The organism is Vreelandella neptunia (genome assembly GCF_000712975.1).
Taxonomy (GTDB): Bacteria; Pseudomonadota; Gammaproteobacteria; order Pseudomonadales; family Halomonadaceae; genus Vreelandella; species Vreelandella qaidamensis.
The window spans coordinates 123,051-146,251 of the sequence record NZ_JHQL01000003.1; the positions used below are offsets into that span (position 1 = coordinate 123,051).

The following is a 23,201-nucleotide window of genomic DNA, read 5'->3' on the forward strand; positions in this document are numbered from 1 at the left end:
CACAATGCGTAGTGTTGTATTAATACCTGCTCGTTACGGCTCTAGCCGTTACCCCGGTAAACCCTTGGTGAATTTATTGGGTAAACCTATGGTGCTGTGGGTGGCTGAGCTTTCAGCAAAGGCGGTAGGTAAAGAAAATGTTTACGTTGCAACGGAAAGCGAATGCATCGCTGAAGTGGTTGAAGCGGCAGGTTACCAGGCAGTCATGACCACCGATGATGCATTAACAGGAACCGATCGTCTTGCTCAGGCGGCTGAGCAGATAGACGCAGATATTTATATCAATGTGCAGGGGGATGAACCCCTGGTAGACCCGATTGATATTTTGAAAGTGCGCGACGCCAAGCTCGATAACATGAGTGATGTGATCAACGGTTTTAGCTGGGTTTCTGATGAAGAAGACCCCCACAGTGTTAATATTCCCAAAGTCATTACCACCGAAAATAACACGCTCGTGTATATGTCTCGTGTGGCACTTCCTGGATTTAAAGATCAAAAATGTGCCCCTGTTCGCTATAAAAAACAGGTGTGTATTTACGCGTTTACCCGTGAAGAGCTGCAGTCCTTTCGTAGTTTTGGTCGTAAAAGCGAGCTGGAACACAGTGAAGACATTGAAATCCTACGCTTCCTAGAAATGGATAAAACCGTTCGGCTCGTTGAAACTAAGCCCGGAAGCCTAGCGGTGGATATACCTGACGATGTAGCGAAAGTAGAAGCCGCCATGCGTAAGGTAGGATTGGGATGAAATATTCAATAACCGAGTACAACGCCCTTGTCTTTGATTGCGATGGTGTGGTTCTAAACTCTAATCGTGTTAAAACTGATGCGTTCTATCAAGCTGCCTTGCCTTATGGCGAGGCAGCTGCCCAAGCATTAGTGGATTACCATGTACAGCATGGTGGTATCTCGCGCTACAAAAAATTTGCCTATTTTCTCGAAAACCTTGTGGCACCTGGCCACACTGGCCCGAATTTAGATAAGCTTTTAAGCCGCTATGCCATAGAGGTACATGAGGGATTAATGGCTTGTGATATAGCGGAAGGGTTAGAGGCATTACGTGAACGTACTGAAAGCTCACGCTGGCTAATTGTTTCTGGTGGCGACCAAGCAGAGCTGCGCGAAGTGTTCGCTGCCAGGGGCTTAGCTGAGTTGTTTGACGGTGGTATTTTCGGAAGTCCAGACACGAAAGATGAAATACTAAAACGCGAGCTTGGTAACGATAATATTCAACAGCCTACTTTGTTTTTAGGAGATAGTAAGTACGACTATCAGGCAGCCAGTAGCGCTGGGTTGGACTTTGTGTTCTTGAATGGGTGGAGTGAAGTAGCTGATTGGTTCGAGTGGTGTAATGAGAAGGATATAACCCATACGGAAAGCTTAGCTAAACTTTTGAGCTCTTGAAGGCCATTGCCTATTTTTCTGAGTAGCTTCTGAAAAATGTTTACTAACTGGGCCTCTGCTATATTCATCACTTTAATTGGTTTGCTCGTATGGCAGCCCTGGGAGCGAGATTCAAACCCCGCTGTATCCCTGGAAAATTTTGATAGCGTTACTTTCTCTCCGCAAGGTCAGGCCATTGTGGAACATCCACATACCTATTTGGCATCTAGCCAAGGTGTTAAAAACAGCACGGCGCTTCGCGTTGACTATGAGGGCTATGAACGCGGCAGTCGCCGTGTGGTCGTGTCGCCTCGTATTGAGCCTGCTCAGCAATATGCGTTTTCCTTTTGGGTGCGTTTTTGTGATGGCTTTGATTTTGCCCGTGGCGGTAAGCTGCATGGCTTAGGGCCTGCTAATCCAATAACAGGCGGCAATGCGATAACGCCAGAAGGGTGGAGCGCGCGTTTAATGTTCCGCCGAGACGGTGGGCTGCAAACGTATATTTATCATCAAGATATGCAAGGACGGTTTGGGGACACGTACATTGCCAATGGATTTACCTTTGTGCCAGGGCAGTACCACCACGTGGAAATGCAAGTGTCGCTCAATGAGCCTGCTACAGAGAGTAATGGTCGTGTCACTGTTTCTGTTGATGGGGAACGGCTCATCGAGCATACGGGGCTGCGTTTCCGGGCTGAGACAACAGAGGCAAGTCAGATTCAGCGCTTATTATTTAGTACCTTCCACGGTGGTAGCAGCCCTGAATGGGCACCTAGAAATGAAGATGGCAGCTACAAAACCGACTGCGCTTATTTTGATACAATCGCGCTTAGCCCATCGCTTTGAATAACATCCTGTGGGCGACAGGTGTTGTTTTTAATGCATTATGAATGTAACGACTTCAGGTGAGGAAAGAAAAGGATGAAAATTGCAGTTGCTGGCACGGGCTATGTGGGCCTTTCAAACGCGATGCTGTTGGCTCAGCACCATGAGGTAGTGGCCGTTGACATCGTGCCTGAAAAGGTTGAAATGCTGAACAACCGTGTGTCTCCCATTGAAGATGCTGAAATTTCGGCATTTTTGGCTCGGGAAGACCTGCATTTTACGGCAACCCTGGATGCCGAAGCCGCTTACCAAGGGGCAGCGTTTGTGATTATTGCTACCCCTACGGATTACGACCCAGAAACGAACTACTTCAACACCAAAAGTGTGGAGGCGGTGATTAACCAGGTGATGGCGATTAACCCTGATGCGGTGATGGTGATTAAATCCACCGTGCCGGTTGGCTTTACCACTGAAACCGCTGAGCGTTTTAATACCCAAAACCTGCTGTTTTCACCTGAATTTTTGCGTGAAGGAAAAGCGCTACACGACAACCTTTATCCCTCTCGGATTATTGTTGGTGAGCGTTCTGAGCGTGCCGCTACGTTTGCAGAGCTACTGAAGCAGGGCGCAATCAAGCAAGATGTTGATGTACTGCTGACCAACAGTACCGAAGCCGAAGCGATAAAGCTGTTTGCGAATACCTACTTAGCGATGCGCGTGGCGTACTTTAACGAGCTGGATACCTACGCAGAATCACATGGGCTGGATGCCAAGCAGATCATTGAAGGCGTAGGCTTAGACCCCCGCATTGGTAAGCATTACAACAACCCAAGCTTTGGATACGGCGGTTACTGCTTGCCAAAAGACACCAAGCAGCTGCTGGCCAACTATCAAGATGTACCTAGTAATATGATCCAGGCCATTGTTGAGGCTAACCGCACCCGTAAAGATTTTATTGCTGAATCGGTGCTGCGTCGCAATCCCGAAGTGGTGGGCGTGTACCGGCTGATTATGAAAACCGGCTCTGATAATTTCCGTGCCAGCGCGATGCAGGGCGTGATGAAGCGCCTGAAAGCCAAGGGCATTGAAGTGGTTGTGTTTGAACCGGCTCTAGGCGCAGACGAGTTTTTCCATTCCAAAGTCATGCGCGATTTTGATGCGTTTAAAGAGAAATCGGATGTGATTTTGGCGAACAGGATGGTGGAAGAGCTGCAAGATGTTGCGGATAAAGTGTATACCCGTGATCTGTTCGGCAGCGATTAATCTGAATGCATTTTAATAGCAGGCTGCCATGCGTTCGTTTTTAGCCAAGTCGTTATTAGCTAAGTCGTTATTAACCAAGTCGTTATTAACTAAGCTATTACTGGCCACGTCTTTATTCACTAAGCGCTGGCGTAAGCGACGTGCTAATGAACCGTCGACGACCACCGTTGATAACGAAGGTGTTAACAACGCGGGTTTTGACCCCGCGTGGTATTTAGCGGCCTACCCCGATGTGGCCGCTGCTGGTGTCGACCCCTGGGATCATTATCAGCAGCATGGTAAAGCAGAAGGTCGCTTACCATGCCGTAACCAGGCTATTGGTTGGGGGCACGCGTTGTGGCGTGGTGCTGACGCCGTAGTTTTGCCACGGCTTCAGCTCTTGTTAACCGCCCCCAACGCTACGCTGGCTGAACGTTTAACCGCTCGCTGGGAGCTTGCCCGGTGGTATGCTTGGCAAACTAACTGGCCAGCGGTGTTAGAGGTTCTGCTACCAGAGAACACACTTCCAGGCTTTGGTTGCCCTGGCCCAGCGTTGCTGGTGGTAGACGCTTGTTGTCAGCTATTTGAAGATAACGCCCAGCAAGATAGTGCATTAGCACAAGCCCTGGCGTTTTTAGAGACGCACTATCCAGACCATGCTGATACCGCATTGGCTAAGGCGAATGCGCTCAGCTTATTGAAAGAGCATTTAACCTCAGGCACAAGCCTTGAGCGGTTGGCGGTGATCAATCGCTATTTTCAGGCCCAGGGATTACAGCCAGTTACCTTGGCTGACCCCAAACAGCCGCTGCATTTGTATAATCTCGCGCCTGACTATTCCGTGTCTCAGGGGCAGCATCTTCCGCGGGTGAGCACCGCCTTCGGTGAAGGCTTATCACGCGCTACGGGAGCTGCGGCCCACGACTCACCATTCACCACTCAACACTCACTACTCACCATTCACCATTCACTGCCTTTTATCAGTGTGGTGATTCCGCTGTATAACGCGGAGCATACTATTGCGATAGCGCTTACCAGCCTGTTTTGTCAGCAGGGCGTGCGCTTGGAAATTATCGTGGTGGACGATGCAAGTTCTGATAACAGTGTTACTCAAGTCGAGCAGCTTCAGGACAGTGTTCTACCCCATATTACCTTGATGTTACTGCGTCATACCCAAAACCAAGGGGCTTACGCTGCCCGTAATACGGGGATGGCGGCGGCAACTGCCCCGTATATTACTACCCACGATAGCGATGACTGGTCGCACCCCCAAAAGCTTGCCCTGCAATGCCAGCAGTTAATTGATCAGCCTAGTATCAAAGCGTGCTTGTCTCACTGGGTGCGGGTAACCCCTGAGCTTATGTTCCATCGCTGGCGGTTGGATGAGTACGGTTGGGTGTATCCCAATATGTCGTCGTTGATGTTTCGCCGCGAAGTGTTTGAAGCCTTGGGCTATTGGGATGGGGTAAAGGTCAATGCGGATACCGAGTGGCGCTGGCGGGTAGACGCTGCCTTCGGTGCAGGCAGCGTTAGTGAGGTACTGCCCGGCGTGCCGCTTTCGTTTGGCTTGGCGGATAGCGGCTCGTTAAGCCAGCACTCAGCTTCCCATTTGGTGAGTCAGTTCATCGGCAACCGTTTTCGGTATATGCAGTTGGCAGGCCGCTGGCATCGTTCGTCCCAACGGCTATTTATGCCCATCGCGCCCACTGAGCGGCTGTTTACAGCTCCCGCAGATATGCTTAGAGCGACTGCGCCCCCGAACCCGCCGCCTAGTGAGTTTGAGCTAATTAGTGAATCTGGCCTGTTAGATGCGGGCTGGTATTTGACCCGCTATATCGATTTGCAGCACACGCCGGTAGAGCCGTTAAACCACTATGTGGAAAGTGGCGCTAGTGAGAGGCGTGATCCTGGTCCTGGATTTTCGACTTCTGGCTATGTGCGTCGTTACCCTGAGGCAGCAGAAGCTAGTATGAACCCGCTTGCGCATTATCTCAGCGTGGGGCAGGCCAAGGGCTATCTGCCTCACCCTGAATGGCAGGGTGAGCGGGTCTTCGCAAACCGGCCTACGGTCATACTTTGTGGCCATCAAGCAGGTAGTACGCTGTTTGGTGCAGAACGTAGTCTAGTTGATGTGCTGGATGCCATGGGCGAGCTGCGCTGGAACGTCGTGGTGACGTTACCGGAAGCTAATAATCTTGCCTATGAAAAGGCGTTGTTACAGCGCTGTAAGGCGTTGGTAGTACTGCCTTATGGTTGGTGGCAGGTGGGTAAACAGGCCGATAACACTACGGTTGCGCAGTTTGAAGCGTTAATTGCTCGCTACAACGCCAGTGCGTTGCATGGTAATACTGCGGTACTACACGAGCCTTATATCGCTGCGAAGCGGGCGGGCGTTCCTGCTCTTGTGCATGTGCGTGAACTGCCTGCTTTTGATGAAAGTTTGTGCGCTCTATTGGGTGCCACACCTAGTGAGCTAGTGGCCCAAGTGCATCAATTGGCAGATGTTGTAGTAGCGAACTCTCGCTGTGTGGCGGAGGCTTTTACCTTACCTAGCTCCCGCAAGCGCCTAGCTATTGTGCCCAATACGATTGCCATGTTGCCGTTGCTTACACTACCGGACGTAGATTTTAACCCGCAGGCCCGCGTGCGCGTGGGCATGTTGAGTAGCAATGTGGCTAAAAAAGGCTTGCAAGATGTAGAGCAAATGGCGGCTTATCTATCCACGTTGGCCCCCAGGGTGGAAGTCGTGCTGTTTGGTGGGGAAACACCCGCCATTGCCGACCTACAGCGCCGCCAAGCTCAAGGCAAGGCACCCATCAATATACGCTTTTCGGGCTATGTGGAGCACCCTGAAACGGCTTTGGCGCAGTTGGATATCGTGGTGAACCTATCGCGCTTTCAGGAGTCTTTTGGGCGTACTGTATTAGAAGCAATGGCCGCGGCCAGGCCTGTGGTGGCGTATAACTGGGGCGCATTAAGTGAGCTTGTTGTTGCTGACGATGTTCTTGCAGCTGAAAGCGACGAGGAAGCCACAGGTATACTGGTTCCCTTTGGTGACACGATGGCCGCTGCTGAGCAGGTGGCTAAGCTTGCCGGTGACGTTGTTCGGTGCAGGCAGTTAGGGAAAGCAGCTCGACAGCGAGCGCAACTCTGCTTTAGTGCTGAGCAGTTGCGTCAAGCGTTGGCGAATGTTTATACGCTCACCCAGCGTGAAGAGTTTTCTTAAGGTGCTCAATGTTCTAGGTACTAAATGTTCAAGTTAATCAATTCTTGAGCTATCTGATTCTTAAGTACACAAACAGGTTACACAGACGGTTAGGGGTTTTGTTTGAAGCTTGCGATTGCTGCCATTGTTAAAAATGAAGTAGATAGCTTAGTTGAGTGGCTGGCGTTCCATCTGACGGTGGGAGCCAGCCATTTTTTAATAGCTGATAATGAGAGTACTGACGGTACTCACGAATTACTGTCGGTGCTTGCTGAGCAGGGCTTGGTAACATTGATCTCGGTTCCAACGGGCGAGACACCACCTCAGCTGCTAGCCTATCAGCAGTTATTGGAAACATGTCCTAGTCATATTGATCTAGTGGCGTTTATTGATGCTGATGAGTATCTATTGCCTTGTGCTGGTGAACGGCCACTTATTGAGTGGTTAGAAACACGCTTTGCGTCGCCTAGTGTGGGCGCATTGGGCTTGAATTGGGCCTGCTTTGGTTCTAATGGTGCCAAATTTCGTGAAGATGGCTTAGTTATTGAGCGTTTTACGCAGCGAGCTAAAAAGACATTTGGCCCCAATCATCATATTAAAAGTGTGGTTCGTCCGGGTTATGTTGAGCGTTTCGATAACCCTCATTTTGCCCGTTTGAAGCAGGGGTATTACGTTAACAGTTTGGGCGAGCCGATTGAACCGCGCCGCGATAAGCAAGGTAACCCACGATTTGGGTTAAGCGAGCATATCATTTGGGAAGGGGCACGTATTAACCACTACTTGGTAAAGTCGGTAGAGGAATTTGTATTAGGTAAAGCTAAGCGGGGCAGTGCGGCGACACCTAACTATCAAAAGCAGCGCGACTATTTTATGCGCCATGACCGCAATGATACTGCGTGTCGAGTGGCTGCTGAGCTTGCGCCTAAGGTCAAACATCAAATGAAATGGTTGCAACAGCTTGTTAATAAAACCCAGGCCGTAACGGAAACAAAATCTGTAACAGAAAATAAGCCGAAAGGGCCAGCTAATGACAAAAACGCGATGGAAACCTCTTCAGGTTCGGACTTAACACGCTGGCTTAAGCGTCGTTTAAAAGATTGGTCTTCTGCCACAACTAGTGAGCAACCACCAATAGAGCGCTGGGCATTAGATTTTCCTTCTGCCCAGCGTGGTTCCCGCTTTCAACCTTCTGGCCGAGTTGTGCAGGGTTGGTTATTGTTGCCCAAAAGCCTAGCGGAAATGCAGTCCCAGGTGCGCATTATAGCGGAGTGGCAGCCCGACTTTGAGCTTTGCCATCCGCTGGAAATTGACCGCCCGGATGTTATTACTAACATTTTTTCAGTGCCCGCAGACAATCACCCACAACGGAGATGTGGCTTCCGTTTTACCGTGCCGCCTAAGCTAGGTCATTTCCGCTTATGGTTGGCACTTGAAGATGAGCGTTGGTTACTGCAAGACGTGGACGTTGATATCCGTGACGTAGAAACTGCTCGGCAACTAAAAGTTCTGATAGGTAAGCAAGGTTGGCTATTTTTGGATAACGACACCAATGGCAGTGTTGACCAGTTTATGGGGCGGATGCGTCTGACCCACTCTGGCATGGCCAGTTGGAATGAGTACCTTACTCAGTTGGATGTTTTGGCAGGTGAAGTTCCTTGGGCGTTATTGGTGGCTCCCTCGAAAGAGAGTGTGATGGGCGCGAGTTATCACCCCCGAATAGAAGGCGAAAGTGGCCCTATACAGCAGGTGCTGAGCCTAAAGGCATCAGCCAAAATGGTTTATCCTGTTAATGAGTTACAGTCCTTAGGCGATAGCGCTTTTATCCCTACTGATACTCACTGGACCCATAAAGGCGCGATGACCGCCGCTATCGCACTAGCAGTGTCGTTAGGGCTAGAAAAAAGTGACTGTGTGGCGTTGTTTAAAAACGACCGCTACCAAGAAAAAACTATGGGCGGTGACCTGGGCAATAAGTTAACGCCGAAGCAAACCTCTAATGTAGAAGTGCTAACGTCGTTCAGTCATACGCGCTATAAAACGTATGATAATGGTTTACCCAATTTTGGGCGGTTGCTAGTCATTGAATATCCGAAGGCGCTGATGCCAAAAACATGTTTGATATTTGGCTCATCTTCTAGCTACTCCATGTTTAATTATTTAAGCCGTTTGTTTCAGCGTATTGTCTTTGTACATAGCGCAGGGAATGTTGATCCTGAGTTAGCCCGTGCCGTCGCACCTGAGTTTCTGGCAACGCAAACCAATGCTCGTTTTGTTGTGCAGACCCCGAAGGTTACCCATAGTCTTGATGAGGTCATTCACCAAAAGTGTGCACAGCTGGATAAGAAGGCGTTTGAAGGCATTCGTGAAAAGCGTATCATCGCTTCAGATGAATACCTCAAAACGTTGGGGATACTGCGTTGGGAGCAGATCGCTAGCACTCTTATTGGGTAAGTGTTGCCTTGGTAACGAAATGGGTTAAGGATGGCGATGAGGCAGCATATTGTTAGGTTAAATGAAATGATGGCCGCCATTGGCAGGTACAATGTAGTTCCTCCCTTCTGGCGGCGAAACCCTACTGTTCACGTGGTCGATGCACCTCTCTTCAAGAGCGAAGCTGCAACCAATATTAATACGGCAGTGAAAGCAAGCACTCACTGTGTTAGTGATGGTGAGAAGCCACTTCCCGGCTGGAATATGTTGGAACTGGACGGGTTAGGAGCCGATGCTCACGGTGCCGCCACGATTTTTTTCTATACCCATAAAGGCATTATCGAAACGTCGGTGTCATTGCGTCCGGGGAAAACGACTAAGCGAATTCTCTGGGTGCCGATGGGTGTCAAGAAAATTACATTTTCACTGCTGGCTAGCGAAGCTGCCTTAGCGCACCTGACTGTTGAGTGGGTGTGGTTGACGCCTTGGTTTGCACATAACCGCTTGGCGCGCCGCTTGATCAATAATCATGCCAGTTACAAAGGGATGACTTCGCGTGAGGTGATTCGTCATCTTCATGTAGAGTCAGTAGCGCAAGGACGCAGCTGGCGCAGTATTGCCTTGGCGGAATATAACCAAACCCATGCAAAACAACATGTGTCAGAAGACTATGCGCGATGGGTAGATACGACCGAAAAAACGGCGAGCGAAGATCCTCAGTCAATAATTGCCAATTTGAAAACGGCGCCGTTATTCTCGCTCATCATGCCAGTAACGTTGGGCGACCTAGAGCAAGGCGAGGCGCCTTTTATTGCCACCATTAACTCTTTAAAAGCGCAAAGTTACTTTTTTTGGGAAGTGTTTATCGTGCTTTCCGCTGAGATTACTGATGCTCAGCGTCGAACGTTAGAAGGCTATATTCCTAGCACTAGCCGCATTAATCTGATTCGTAGTTACCATCGCACCTTGGCAAAGTTAGACCACCAAGGGTTTATTCAAACCCAAGGCGATGGGGTAATGCGTATTAGCTGGGGGGATCAGTTAGCCCCTGAAGCGCTGTGTATGCTTGCAAAAGCGTGGAACGATTATCCTAATGCACAGCTTTTTTATACTGATGAGGATGTGATAACAGCTGGTGGTAAGCGCTGCCAGCCACGTTTTAAGCCAGGCTGGAATCCGGACTTGCTACTTTCAACTAACTACATTGGCCGAGTAGCGCTATATAAGCGAAGGTTATTATGGCAGCTGGAGTCAGAGCAGGCAGATCTGCTCTCTAACCTCACCAGCCGAGCAGCGGTAGATTATGCATTAGCACTTACTTTTATGATGTGGAAAGTGACTCACGGCAACGAAAAATCGGTGTGTCATTTGCCTGCTATGTTATATCACCGTAGTGAAGACTTCCCTCATCCGCTTCACCAGCAGGACGCCATCTCCTTAGTAAGTAGTGTACTAAAGCAGCACGTGGCGAGTGCGAAAGCGATGGTTCAACCTGGATTAACCAATGACTCGGTACGTATCGAATGGCCTATTCCTAACCCTGCGCCACTGGTGAGTTTATTGGTGCCTACCCGTAATGGTGTAGATATTTTACGGCCCTGTGTAGACGCTATCTTAGAACGCACGGCTTATACCCATTTCGAGCTATTGATCTTAGATAATCAGAGCGACTGCCCAGAGACCCTTGCTTATATGCAAGAGGTCGCTCAGCGTGACTCACGAGTGCGTGTATTGCATTGGGATCATCCGTTTAACTACTCAGCGATTAATAACTTTGGTGCGTTGCACGCTAATGGCAGCATTATTGGCTTAATCAATAATGATGTAGAGCCGGTAAACGAGTATTGGCTAACTGAAATGGTCAGCCAGGCTTGTCGTTCTGAAATTGGCTGTGTGGGTGCCAAACTCTATTATCCAAATGGCATGCTGCAGCATGGTGGGGTCATTCTCGGTTTAGGTGATGTGGCGGGCCACGCGCATCGTTTCTTCCCCCGTGAAAGTGACGGTTACACTGGGCGTTTGAAGCTGGTTCAGAACTTATCGGCGGTGACGGCTGCCTGTTTGTTAGTGCGCAAAAATGTATTTAACAACGTTGGTGGCTTAAATGAACAGCACCTAAGCGTTGCTTATAACGATGTCGACTTCTGTATCAAAGTGAGAGAGGCAGGCTACCGTAACTTGTGGTCTCCGTTTGCTGAACTTTACCACCATGAGTCTATCTCGCGTGGTGCCGATGATACGCCAACTAAACGCGCCCGCTGGCTAAGTGAAGTGGCGTACATGCGCCGTACCTGGGGGAAACATTTGGATTGTGATCCTGCTTACAATCCCAATCTGACGTTGGTACATGAAGACTTTTCATTAAGATAATTGCCGATAAAAGTGTTGTAGCGACAGCGCTCCCGCGAAGGCTGCGGCAACGGTGCTGGGGTCGGTTGATGGCGGTGCCATTAGGCGTCGTTCCGCCGCCTCCCGCGGGTGCCTCATTCGCTCGTTCCTCGCGAGATTCGTTACCACGCGCTACCAATGTATTGAATCTATAGGTTTTGTAGCGCGGTGTAAGCGTCAGCGCACCCGCGAAAGCAGCTATGTTGATACAGCTTAAAGAGATCTTATGGTGAATAGCCACTCTTCGTGGGTCGTGCTTAGCGATGGTGGCCTGCCAACAGAAGATATCTATTTTCTTAAATCTGCAGCGCCTGCGCTGCAAAGCCAGGGGGCAGCGGTTGAGCGTTTTGTTGCTTCGCGCTCTTTCGGTGCTGCTTGGCGTTACGGTCGTTCCTTTTTGCGCCAGTATGCCGGTGCGAATCTACTACTGTGTCGTTCATTGCCGCCCAGTTGGCTGCGCTGGTTAGAACGCAACCGCCACGCATTTGGCTATATTGGTTACTTAATTGACGATGATATTGAGGCGGCGGCCAACGACTCAACGTTACCGCAAGCCTATCGAAAGCGCATGGCACGTATCGCGAAGCTGCAGCCTAGGTTGCTTGCCTTATGTGATGAGGTTATTGCTTGCAGTGGTGCACTCGCTGAGCGTTTCCAGCCCTATCATCATCGCGTTGTGGTACTAACGCCTCCAATGATTGCGGCGCTACCGCCGTTAGCGCATTTTGCATCGTTGCCTTCTTCTAATACCCCTTGGAAAATTGGCTTTTATGGCACACGGGCGCATCTGAATGACTTACAGCACATCGCGCCCGCGTTAACGGCTATTCAGCAAGCCCGCACCGATACTCAGCTGGAAATAATGCTTGGCAAACATACGCCTAGCGCGTTAGCGGCATTGCCTCGTACCGCGGTACCCGATCCGTTACCGTGGAGCGCTTTTCGCACTTACCAAGCAAGTAATCTGCTTCATATTGGGTTGGCACCATTGTTAAACACTCCTTTTAATCAGGGAAAGTCGTTTATTAAGTTTTTCGATATTACCGCGATGGGTGGGGTGGGGGTTTACGCTAATCGTTATCCTTATACAGAAATAGTCAGCCATGGGGTCAATGGGCTTCTGGTAGAAGACTCTCCTAAGGCATGGCAGGCTGCCATAGAGCAGTTACTTAATGATCCAGCCGCGACTGCTAAAATGGCGCAACAGGCAGCAAGAGATGCCGTTAGCGTCGGAAATCCGCAATTCGCTGTTAGGTTTTGGCAGGCGCGCGCAAACCAATTAAATGTTAATGAGGGAGCAAGTAGAATGGATGCCATCGTTAAGGCGTTTTTTGATGAAACTCCGGATGCCAATATCTCGAAAGAGCGGGTGGCATTTGGTACGTCTGGTCATCGGGGGCGTGCCTCAGAACGCACCTTTAACGCTGCACACATTTTTGCGATTACCCAAGCGGTGGTGGATTACCGTTCGGAAGCAGGCTACCAGGGGCCTATGTTTTTGGGTGTTGATACCCATGCGCTTTCAAAACCTGCTTGGGAGTGCGCGCTGCGGGTGTTGGCGGCTAACAAGGTGCCGGTGCTTATCGAAAAAGATGCTGGCATCACGGCAACGCCGTTGGTGAGCCGGGCGATTCTGCAGCACAATCATGCTCAAAAACAGCATTTCTGCGACCAGGCGGCGTTAGCTGATGGCTTGATTATTACGCCTTCTCATAATCCACCAGAAGATGGTGGTATTAAATATAACCCTGCCCATGGCGGCCCAGCAGATACTGACGCCACGTCTTGGATTGAGCTTCGCGCTAATGCTTATTTGCTGCGCCAGTTAAATGACATTACGTTGGTGCCATTAGAGCAGGCGTTGGCTCATGCTCAGGAGTATGACTTTACTGCCCACTATGTTGCGCAGTTGGGCAGCGTGGTGGATATGGCTGCTATTCAAAACGCTAATCTTACGCTGGGTGTCGACCCTATGGGCGGTACGGCATTACCGGTATGGCAGGCAGTGGCTGAACACTTCGGCTTAAATCTTGAAGTGGTGAATACCTCGGTCGATGCCACCTTCAGCTTTATGCCGCCGGATCATGACGGCAAAATCCGCATGGACTGCTCAAGCTCAGCAGCGATGGCTAATTTGCTGAATATCAAAGACCGCTTTGATATTGCCTTTGGTAACGACCCCGATGCTGATCGCCATGGCATTGTCGATGCCAACGGGTTGATGAACCCCAATCACTTTTTAGCGGTGTGTGTGGATTATCTGATCGGCCATCGGCCTGAGTGGGCAGAAACACTTAGCATTGGTAAGACGCTGGTGTCCTCTTCGATGATTGACCGGGTCGTGGCGAGCCATCAGCGTACGCTATATGAAGTGCCTGTCGGTTTTAAGTGGTTTGTTGAAGGCTTGCACGATGGCTGGTTAGCCTTTGGCGGTGAAGAGAGTGCTGGCGCTAGTTTATTAACTCGTGATGGTAAGGCTTGGTCGACTGATAAAGATGGCATTGCACTGTGTTTGCTAGCGGCGGAAATAATGGCGGTTACTGGGAAAACGCCCAGTGAGTATTACCGTTCATTAACCGAACGTTTCGGCGAGCCGTTCTATAAGCGTGTCGATACTGCCTGTACTGCTGAAGAAAAGGCGGCTTTCAAACAGCTCAGCGCTGAGAGTGTTACTGAAACTACCTTGGCAGGTGACCCGATCACTGCCGTATTGGTCAACGCCCCCGGCAACGGCGCAGCCATTGGTGGTTTGAAGGTAACAACTGACAATGGTTGGTTTGCGGCCCGCCCCAGTGGCACGGAATCGCTTTACAAAGTGTATGCGGAAAGCTTTAAAGGCCCGCAGCATTTGGATGAACTAATCGATAGTGCCACCACGCTGCTTTCTGGTGTGTTAAAGGGGTAAGGAGTGGGGCGGCTACGCCGCCATCGCCCGATCAATCGGCCTCCTACAATAGAACAGCGGCACGGTACCGTGTGGGAGGGAGCTTCAGCTCGCGATGATTGGGGCACTTCAACCTGGGACAGCGCACCCGCAAAAGCAGCGCGAAGCGGTGTTGGGATTCGACTATCGGAGTGCGAGATTGCTACTCATACTTAACAATTATTTGTCATCCTATTGTAAACTCTAGCGTTGAATGTAAAGAGGTTTGGGCTGGCGTGGCTTTTGCTTTGTATAGTTATCACGTCCACCCTTAATTTTTTCAAGGAAGACACTCATGAACTCTCCGCTATCGAGCGCCACTCCACGCGTTTATACCCCCGTAAGTGAACTGCATGTGCATGCCGAGCATCTTCAGGCCCAGTCGTTAAGTGACTTGTTAGGCAGTGGTTCTACTGCTGCCCAGCAACGTGCTAATGCATTGGCGTTTACATTTGGTAGCCTGCATATTGATTTCAGCAAGCAGCGCTTAACCACTAAAACACTAATGCTTTTAAAGGATTGGGTGGAAAGTTGTGGTTTGGCAGCTAAGCGTCAGGCGTTGTTTGCAGGTGCAAAGGTCAACACGTCTGAAAGGCGTGCAGCGTTGCACGTGGCGGCAAGGTGGCCGAGCAGCGAAACACCCCCCGAGGGGATGGAGAGCGCGGCAGCTTTTTGCCAACACCAGCGCAAGCGTATGGCGGAGATGGTGGAGCGCGTTCATAGCGGTAAATGGTACGGTGCTACTGGTCAAGCGATCACTGATATAGTGCATATTGGCGTAGGTGGCTCTGATTTGGGGCCAAAATTGGTCAGTGAAGCGCTAGCGGACCGCCCCAGCAGTGCCAAAGTGAACGTGCATTATGTTTCCACGATGGATGGTGCGCAGCTGCTGCCCTTAATGGAGTGCTTAAACCCTGCGACCACGCTATTGGTGCTAGCGTCTAAATCGTTCACTACCGCTGATACCCAGTTTAATGTGCGCACGGCGCTAGCGTGGTTAAGCCATGCGCTTGAAGTCGATGAAGCCACTGTTTGCCGTCATCAGTTGATTGGCGTGTCGTCTAAGCCTGAAAAAATGACCGAGTTTGGTGTGCCTGAGGCGCAGCAGCTGGTGTTTAAGGAGTGGATTGGCGGGCGCTTTTCGCTATGGTCACCCATTGGTATCAGCGTGGCGATGCAGCTGGGTTTAGAGTGCTTTGATGCGCTGCTAGAGGGAGCGCATGCCATGGATAAGCACTTTCTGAACACGCCCATCGAGGAAAACTTGCCCGCTCTTGTGGCGTTGGTAGGGGCGTGGAACTCCCAGTTTTTAAACATTCCTACCCATGCGGTGCTTCCTTATGATGGCCGGTTAAAAAGCTTGCCTGCGTATTTGCAGCAGTTGGAAATGGAATCTAACGGTAAGAGCGTTGGTCTAGATGGCCGGTCGGTTACCCATGCAACCTGTCCTATTTTATGGGGGGATGTAGGGCCTAATGGGCAGCATGCATTTTATCAGCTGTTACATCAGGGTGTTCATACCGTCAGCGCTGATTTTGTGGCCGTGGCGCAGCGGGCTGGCGTTGGGTGTGAAAAGATTAATCGTTCACTGAAAGCCCAGGAGCAGTTAACCTTAGCGCACTGTTTGGCGCAGTCTCAGCTGTTTGCGTTAGGCGATGATGCGATTCCTCAAGAGCTGCGCGGTTTAATGGCCCAGGGGTATCGCGGTAATCAACCTAATTCAGTTGTGCTGCTAAAAACGTTGGATGCGTGGTCGATCGGTGCATTACTGGCGCTTTATGAGCACAAAGTGTTTGTTCAATCGGTATTATGGAATTTGAACCCTTTCGATCAGCCGGGGGTAGAGTTAGGTAAGCGGTTGGCAACTAGCCTTTACCAAACACTGGCGGACGAGCCGGTTGAGTATCAGAATGTAGAAGATCCGAGTACTGCTCAATTGCTGCATAAAGTGAACGAGTGGCGTAAGTAACGAAACGATAAAGGACGTAGTTAATGACTCAAGTTCGCAAAGCGATTATTCCGGTGGCGGGTTTTGGCACGCGCCTGCTGCCTATTAGCAAGGCGATCCCTAAGGAGATGGTGCCCGTGGTGGATCGTCCGCTTATTCAGCACGTGGTGGAAGAGGCGCTGGCGGCGGGAATTAATGAAATCATTTTGGTAACCCGGGCAGGTAAATCTGCCATCGAAGACCATTTTGATGCCCACTTCGAGCTTGAGCACTCATTAGCGAGTAAGGGCAAGGATGCGTTGTTAGAAACGCTGTCGGCTATTTCACCCAAAAAACTCAAAGTGACCAGCGTCCGTCAGCCTAATGCCAAAGGCTTAGGCCACGCTATTTTCTGCGCCGCGCACCTGTTAGATAAAGACGAGCCATTTGCCGTTATTCTACCCGACGTGTTGGTGAAACCACAGGTGGGTAATGCAGCGTGTGACTTGGGCAGCATGGTAGAGCGTTGGGATGCTAACGGTGCCTCGCAAATCATGGTCGAAGCTGTGCCTCAGGAAGAAGTTTACCGCTATGGCATTGTTGATTGTGACGAGCCAGCCGCCGGTGAAAGTGCCGATATGCGTGGTGTGGTAGAGAAGCCAGCGCCTGAAGAAGCGCCTTCACGCCTTTCGGTGATTGGCCGCTATGTGCTGCCGTATCGCATTATGGAGTTGCTACGTGACCAGCCCCCCGGTGCGGGTAATGAAATTCAGTTGACCGATGCGATTGATCGGTTGATGCAGGAAGGCAAAACCGTGCAAGCGTTCCGTATGCATGGTCGCACCTTTGATTGTGGGCATATTGAAGGCTGGTTAAAAGCCAATACCACGCTCGCCCGCGAAGCGGGTTACGACGTGTAAATCGCTAGCCGTAAGACGAAGATTATAAAAGCCGCTCAGTTCATACTGCAGCGGCTTTTTTCGTTTATAGCAGTTTTGATGGAGAGGTTCTATGAAAAAGCTATTAGAGCAGGTGCTAGAAATCGCGCACGAAGCGGGCAGTGCCATTATGTCCGTTTACGCCCGCGAATTTAGCGTGGAAGAGAAGGAAGATAAAAGCCCCCTCACGGAAGCGGATAAAGCAGCCCATGAGGTGATCATGCGTGGTTTGCAGGGGCTTGCTGTGCAGCTACCAATACTCTCTGAAGAAGATATCGAGGGCTTTAGTGGGGTAGACAGCGATGGCCGTTATTGGTTGGTCGACCCGCTTGATGGCACCAAAGAGTTTATCAAGCGTAACGGTGAGTTCACCGTGAATATTGCGCTGATTGAACAGGGTAAGCCGGTGTTAGGCGTGGTGACTGCTCCTGCGCTTGAAACCGCTTATGTGGCTGCTGAAGGTGTGGGTGCGTTTAAGGTGGAAGCAGACGGCCAACGCCATGAAATTCGTGTGGCGGGTAAGCCGGAAACGGCTGCTTGGCGCGTGGTGGGGAGTCGTTCGCACCCAAGCCCCGACCTTGCTGCCTGGCTTGAAACGCTAGGTGAGCATGAAATGCTGCCCATGGGTAGTTCGCTTAAGCTGTGCTTGATTGCAGAAGGCAAAGCCGATGCGTATCCCCGTTTAGGTCCGACTTGCCTATGGGATACGGGTGCCGCACATGCCGTGGTGCTTCAAGCCGGTGGTCGTGTGGAAACCCTAGAAGGGCAGCCGCTTAGCTACGCCAACCCCAGCGAGAAGCTCAACCCGTACTTTGTTGTTTGGGGGCATTAAAAGCAGCGCGCAGCGGTGCTGAGATTGGGGCGGTGCCTCTGGGCGTCGTTCCGCCGCCTTCCGCGGGTGCCGCCTGCGCTCGTTCCTCGCGATCGGCGTTACCACGCGCTACTTAATGTATTGAATTCATCGGGGTTTTGGACGGGTGCCTCTGGGCGTCGTTCCGCCGCCTCCCGCGGGTGCCGCCTGCGCTCGTTCCTCGCGATCGGCGTTACCACGCGCTACTCCATGTATTGAATCCACCGGGGGTTGGGATTGGATGGGGTGCCTTCGGGTGTCGTTCCGCTGCCAGTCGCGCGGATAGCCATTGATGCGTATACTTTGGCCTTCGCTGATTTCATCATTTGGCTACAAGAGATTGCTTTTATGGTACGGCTGCCAAGCTTTTTTTTACGTTCATTACCTATTGTTACAGCAGCTACGCCTGGTGCTTTTAGAATATTTGTTATTACGTTTGCTATGTTCTTTATTGCTAATGAAGAGGTGGTGGCTTTTTCTACACAATATACGTTAGCCGCATTTTTTGTGATGATTAGCGGCATAGGATTTTCTACGATACTAGTTAAAGCAATGGCAGAAGAAGATAGTGTTAATACTTTTTTAAGCTACTCTCTGTCATCTTTTGTTGTTGGAGGTTTAGTTTCCTTTTTTATTTTGTTAACGGTGTCGTGGTTTTTAATTATTCCAGATTTTTTGTCGTTATTTTTGTTAATCGCTTCGACATCGGTTTATCAGGTGTTTAGGAATTATCTTGTTTTTAAAAAAGATTTTTACCGACTGCTGATAAACGATATTTTGATAGGATTATTTTTCGTTGCTTGTGTGCTAAGTGTTTATTTTTTAAAAGGTGAAGTTGATGGTTCTAGCATCTTTATTATTTTGTCTATCTCCTATTTGGTGTCGCTATGCGCTGTCTTGATTTGGCGCTATTGCCAAGCTTGCGAACCACCTAGCGAAGATGGCATTGCCCTAATATCTAAAGATAAAACGGTATCAAGCTTAATAGTAGGGCTTTCAAACGCGGCAAGCGGGGGAGTTAGCTTCATTCTTCCGTCTTTCTATGCCGCTTTGGGAGGTGGCGAAATTGCGGTTGTTGCCTCTATTGCAGCTTTGGTTTTTAGCTCTATCTCTGCTGTTCCTAGGGGAGTGATCAATAACGGTACTGCTGATTTATCTAAAATGATATTGGCAAAATATTTTGACGAGCAGTTTGTGCTAAGACTTCGTCGTAAAGTTAGGATTATTATTGCTGCATTATTTCCCTCATTAACGCTATGTGTGATTTTTTATTTATATGCTTTTGTTGAAATAAATAACTTTTTAGCATCGTTTGTTTTTGTGGTTGCGCTTGGTTTTTATATTGCTACTGCGCAGCTTGGTGTTGTTGAATCCGTTATGATTAATTTGTGCGGTTATGAGCGGCAGGCATTTTATTTCAATGTTGTTGTTTTTTTATGTGTCTTGGTGGTGTTTATAACGTCGGCTCTCTTTCCTGCTATGAAAAATGCATCCTTTATTGTTTATCTATTGCCAATGCTGCTTGGTGGCGTCAATATTTTTCGAATGCTTTGGTATCGGCAGTTGGTGACGCGGTATTTCGCGACAGCCTGACAATAGTAGGGAGACCTTATTATCGACGTTTATAGGAATCGCTCGTTCCTCGCGATCGGCGTTACCACGCGCTATCCATCGCCACCCAGACCAAGGTATGGGGGGAGAATTTCGCGCTTGTCGTCAAATAGAAATCTGGAAAATCATCATGCTCAGGAAGGCAAAAACCACAATGACGCCGATGGTTGCGGGTTGTAGTTCTTTGTTGGCATCTGGAAGCAGTTCTGCGAACACCATCCAAATCATCGCCCCGGCAGCCAATCCTAGGCCAAAGGGAAGTATCGATTGAAACGTGTTCACGAATATATAGGCGGGTACCGCCACAAGTGGTTGTGGCAAGCTACTGAAAATACTCCAGCCTGCTGCCCTGAGTACTGACATGCCGCGAGGGACAAGGATTAGTGCAATGGCCAGCCCTTCGGGAATGTTATGGATAGCAATTGTGGCGGTAATTAGCAAGCCAAGATCCTGACCACCCCCATAAGATACGCCCACCCCGATGCCTTCGGCAAAAGAGTGGGCGGTCATAACCCCGACGATCATGAGCATTTTTTTGGCGTCGGCGTCATTTAGCTCGCCAATGTCTGGCGCATTCTGCCTCTCAATCCCTTGGTAGGCGAGATAAACCAGAATAAGTCCGGTGGCGATGCCAGCCAGAGTGAGCCACTCCTGTTTTGCCATACCTTCCTCTATAAGCGTATGGCTAGCGGCGAGCATTAGACCAGCGGCGATGGCGGCACCGGCACTCAGCCATTTCTGACCGACATTTTTGCTTAACGCTAGGGGCAGGGCACCAAGCCCCGTCGTCAAAGCGGTGATCAGCGCAGCGATAAATACGGCAAACAGGGTTACTTCTAGCGCCATATCAGTTCCTGTTTAAGAGGCAAGTTGACGGCCTTTGAGGGCATTAGGGCTGAAAATGAGTGCTCGGTCCAATAGCAACAATTACGTTCCAAGCTAGCTCTCGTTGTTTTTACGCTGAAAATAGCGTTTTTCCAATGCTTGGCACGTTTCCACAACGCTCTGGCAGCAGTTCAAAAGCTCCTGACATCCATACCTGTTATTTCTATGGTTACGACAACTTGATTCGTAGCGGTCTCCAGCGCAACGGTTGCTCGACGACCGCTATCTTATCGGTACTGAACCTTTACCTAACAATAGAATTATTGCCAGGAGTAATCATGGATAACAAAAAAACGTTACTCGCACTGTCACTTGCGTCATCTCTATTGCTGCTAAGTCCAGCGGCGATGGCGCATGGTGGTTCACCGGATTATTTGCCCATCGACCAAGTGCTTCGCTCTTCGGGAGCAACCTATGAACTCAATGATGACAGCAATGAGCTGTTGATCACTTATGGTGAGACCGAAATTCGAGTGCCCTTGGGGGAGACGCAGGCGTTCTACAATGGGGAGCCCGTTGAACTCTCTGCTCCGGCCAGGCTGCATGATGGGGAAGTTCAGGTAGAACGTAGCTTCGTGCACGATCTTTTTAGGGATCATGTGCCACAGACCATGATGACAGAAAGTCGGCGTCATCCTCTCGATTCACTGACGGCTGAGGAAATTAGTCAGGCTGCCGATGCTGTCAAGTCATCGTCTCATTATCAAGACAACATGCGGTTTACCGAAATACGGCTAGCAGACCAGGATAAGAGCAGTGTCTGGGACTGGTCCTTTGGTGGTGAGCATGATTTTAATCGGCATGTTGAATTCACCGTCTTGGACGGTCGTAGGGTAATTGAAGGCACTCTAGATTTGGCGTCTGGCGAGATACTTCGGTGGGAGCATATCGAAGGCGCACATGGCATGATTACCTACGATGACTTTATGGCTGTTCAGGAAATTATTGCCGAAAGTGAAGCCTACAAAGAAGCGTTGAGAAGGCGCGGCATCGAGGATACTGACAAGGTGGTGGGTACCCCGCTTACAGTGGGTTACTTTGATGGCGAAGATGGTCTGGAACAAGAGTCTAGACTGTTAAAGGTAGTGTCCTACCTTGATGTTGGCGATGGCAATTATTGGGCGCATCCAATTGAAAACCTTGTCGCGGTCGTTGATCTGGAAAATAACAATATATTGAAGATCGAAGACGAAGGCGTCGTTCCCATACCGATGACACCACGGCCCTATGATGGGCGTGATCAACATGAGATCGCCGACGTTAAGCCGCTGTTGACGACGGAGCCAGAAGGCCAAAATGTCTCCATGTCGGATAGTATGATCCAATGGCAAAACTGGGATTTTCATCTCAAGTTAGATGCGCGTGTTGGCCCGGTGATTTCTACCCTTACCTATAACGATCAGGGTGAAAAACGAAAAGTCATGTATGAAGGCTCACTAGGCGGCATGATCGTGCCTTATGGTGATCCAGACGTAGGCTGGTACTTCAAGGCTTACCTTGATTCCGGTGAGTATGGGATGGGCAACCTAACGTCCCCGTTAGTACCTGGTGCCGACGTGCCCACTAACGCGACACTTCTGCCCGCCACGCTAGCCGATAGTAATGGCGACCCCTTTACCATTCCTAATGCTATTGCAGTGTTTGAGCGCTATGCCGGTCCAGAATTCAAGCACACCGAAATGCTAGGCAGCAGCCCTGGTAATGAAAGTCGCGAGCGCCGTGAACTGGTAGTTCGCTGGGTTAGTACGATTGGCAACTACGACTATATGTTCGACTGGATCTTTATGGCCAATGGCAATATTCAGTTAACCGTTGGGGCATCCGGTATCGAAGCAGTAAAGGCAGTGAGGTCGCGCACCATGCATGATGAAACTGCTGAAGAAGATACTCGTTACGGCACACTGATTGACCACAATATCGTAGGGACTACCCACCAGCACATCTATAACTTCCGCCTAGATTTAGATGTCGATGGTGAGCAAAACAGCTTAATGGAAATTGATCCTGTCGTTGAAGAGAATACTGCTGGCGGCCCTCGTAAAAGTGTCATGGTTACCAGAGAGCGAGTGGTTCCCACCGAGCTTGACTCTGTGCAGAAATTTGACCCGTCCACTATTCGCCTGATGATTAACCCAAACGAAGAAAACCGTATGGGCTATCCCGTTGGCTATCAGGTCATTCCGTTCGCTGGAGGAACCCACCCAATCGCCAAAGGGGCACTGTTTAGTGAAGATGATTGGCTTTTCAAACGCGTCAATTTTATGGATAAGCAAATCTGGGTAACCCAATACGATCCTGATGAGCGTTTCCCAGAAGGTAAATACCCGAACCGAGCTGCCACCGATACAGGCTTAGAAGCCTTTGTCGAAGATGACCAACCTATCGAGAACGTTGATACCGTTTTGTGGATGACAACAGGCGCTACGCATGTGGCCCGCGCTGAAGAGTGGCCAATTATGCCGACGGAGTATGTTCATTCCATGCTCAAACCCTGGAACTTCTTCGACCAAACGCCGACCTTGAACCTGCCTGCGCCGGAAACTCCGGAGAACTGATTGAGCTAGGTCACGCCTGACCAGGCAGATATGCCTGGTCAT

The 23,201-nt window shown here is 50.0% G+C and carries 14 protein-coding genes and 1 pseudogene; 13 read left to right on the top strand and 2 right to left on the bottom strand.

The genetic code is table 11. The annotated features are described in order from the left end of the window. Positions 1 to 4: 4 nt before the first annotated feature. The 7 genes from CR46_RS0108705 to CR46_RS0108735 all read left to right on the top strand — a co-directional run bounded on the left by CR46_RS0108705 (position 5) and on the right by CR46_RS0108735 (position 11,452). Positions 5 to 745, top strand: a complete 741-nt coding sequence (locus tag CR46_RS0108705; RefSeq protein ID WP_030071946.1) for a 3-deoxy-manno-octulosonate cytidylyltransferase — start codon at positions 5 to 7, stop codon at positions 743 to 745. Then, positions 742 to 1,401 carry an HAD family hydrolase gene (locus tag CR46_RS0108710; protein WP_030071948.1) on the top strand — a complete coding sequence of 220 codons (660 nt, stop codon included), beginning with the start codon at positions 742 to 744 and terminating at the stop codon, positions 1,399 to 1,401. Before CR46_RS0108705 ends, CR46_RS0108710 begins: the two co-directional genes overlap by 4 nt. Positions 1,402 to 1,437: 36 nt before the next feature. Beyond that, a complete protein-coding gene (locus CR46_RS17945) occupies positions 1,438 to 2,226 on the top strand; it encodes a polysaccharide lyase (RefSeq protein ID WP_051690149.1) in 789 nt (262 codons plus the stop codon). Between the two features lie 75 nt (positions 2,227 to 2,301). Then, positions 2,302 to 3,468: a nucleotide sugar dehydrogenase gene (locus tag CR46_RS0108720; protein WP_030071952.1), complete on the top strand. Its 1,167-nt coding sequence runs from the start codon at positions 2,302 to 2,304 to the stop codon at positions 3,466 to 3,468. Between the two features lie 28 nt (positions 3,469 to 3,496). Beyond that, the gene (locus CR46_RS0108725; protein WP_030071954.1) at positions 3,497 to 6,673 is read left to right on the top strand and encodes a glycosyltransferase; all 3,177 of its coding nucleotides are present in this window, start codon (positions 3,497 to 3,499) and stop codon (positions 6,671 to 6,673) included. A gap of 102 nt (positions 6,674 to 6,775) precedes the next feature. Next, the gene (locus CR46_RS0108730; protein ID WP_030071956.1) at positions 6,776 to 9,103 is read left to right on the top strand and encodes a glycosyltransferase family 2 protein; all 2,328 of its coding nucleotides are present in this window, start codon (positions 6,776 to 6,778) and stop codon (positions 9,101 to 9,103) included. A 36-nt stretch (positions 9,104 to 9,139) separates the two neighbouring features. Continuing rightward, a complete protein-coding gene (locus tag CR46_RS0108735) occupies positions 9,140 to 11,452 on the top strand; it encodes a glycosyltransferase family 2 protein (RefSeq protein ID WP_030071958.1) in 2,313 nt (770 codons plus the stop codon). Here the strand turns inward: CR46_RS0108735 and CR46_RS18630 are convergent. Next, entirely contained in the window at positions 11,444 to 11,569 is a 126-nt protein-coding gene (locus CR46_RS18630; protein ID WP_269556849.1) for a hypothetical protein, read from the bottom strand. The genes CR46_RS0108735 and CR46_RS18630 overlap by 9 nt on opposite strands. Positions 11,570 to 12,737: 1,168 nt before the next feature. Here CR46_RS18630 and pgm point away from each other — a divergent pair. The 5 genes and pseudogenes from pgm to CR46_RS0108760 all read left to right on the top strand — a co-directional run. After that, positions 12,738 to 14,375: pseudogene (pgm, locus tag CR46_RS18425) on the top strand (phosphoglucomutase (alpha-D-glucose-1,6-bisphosphate-dependent)); the annotation flags it as partial. A 313-nt stretch (positions 14,376 to 14,688) separates the two neighbouring features. Beyond that, complete coding sequence (pgi, locus tag CR46_RS0108745) at positions 14,689 to 16,362, top strand: glucose-6-phosphate isomerase (RefSeq protein ID WP_030071962.1); 1,674 nt, start codon at positions 14,689 to 14,691, stop codon at positions 16,360 to 16,362. 23 nt (positions 16,363 to 16,385) lie between these two features. Next, positions 16,386 to 17,240 carry a UTP--glucose-1-phosphate uridylyltransferase gene (locus CR46_RS0108750; RefSeq protein ID WP_030071964.1) on the top strand — a complete coding sequence of 285 codons (855 nt, stop codon included), beginning with the start codon at positions 16,386 to 16,388 and terminating at the stop codon, positions 17,238 to 17,240. 91 nt (positions 17,241 to 17,331) lie between these two features. Further along, complete coding sequence (gene cysQ, locus CR46_RS0108755; RefSeq protein ID WP_030071967.1) at positions 17,332 to 18,090, top strand: 3'(2'),5'-bisphosphate nucleotidase CysQ; 759 nt, start codon at positions 17,332 to 17,334, stop codon at positions 18,088 to 18,090. A gap of 255 nt (positions 18,091 to 18,345) precedes the next feature. Further along, positions 18,346 to 19,701: a hypothetical protein gene (locus tag CR46_RS0108760; RefSeq protein ID WP_156963059.1), complete on the top strand. Its 1,356-nt coding sequence runs from the start codon at positions 18,346 to 18,348 to the stop codon at positions 19,699 to 19,701. Positions 19,702 to 19,824: 123 nt separating this feature from the next. Here CR46_RS0108760 and CR46_RS0108765 read toward each other — a convergent pair whose 3' ends face one another. Then, positions 19,825 to 20,565 (bottom strand): ZIP family metal transporter, encoded by a 741-nt coding sequence (locus CR46_RS0108765; protein WP_030071972.1) that lies wholly within the window; start codon positions 20,563 to 20,565, stop codon positions 19,825 to 19,827. A 317-nt stretch (positions 20,566 to 20,882) separates the two neighbouring features. Between CR46_RS0108765 and CR46_RS0108770 the strand changes: the two genes are divergently transcribed. Continuing rightward, a complete protein-coding gene (locus CR46_RS0108770; RefSeq protein WP_030071974.1) occupies positions 20,883 to 23,159 on the top strand; it encodes a copper amine oxidase in 2,277 nt (758 codons plus the stop codon). Positions 23,160 to 23,201: the final 42 nt, after the last annotated feature.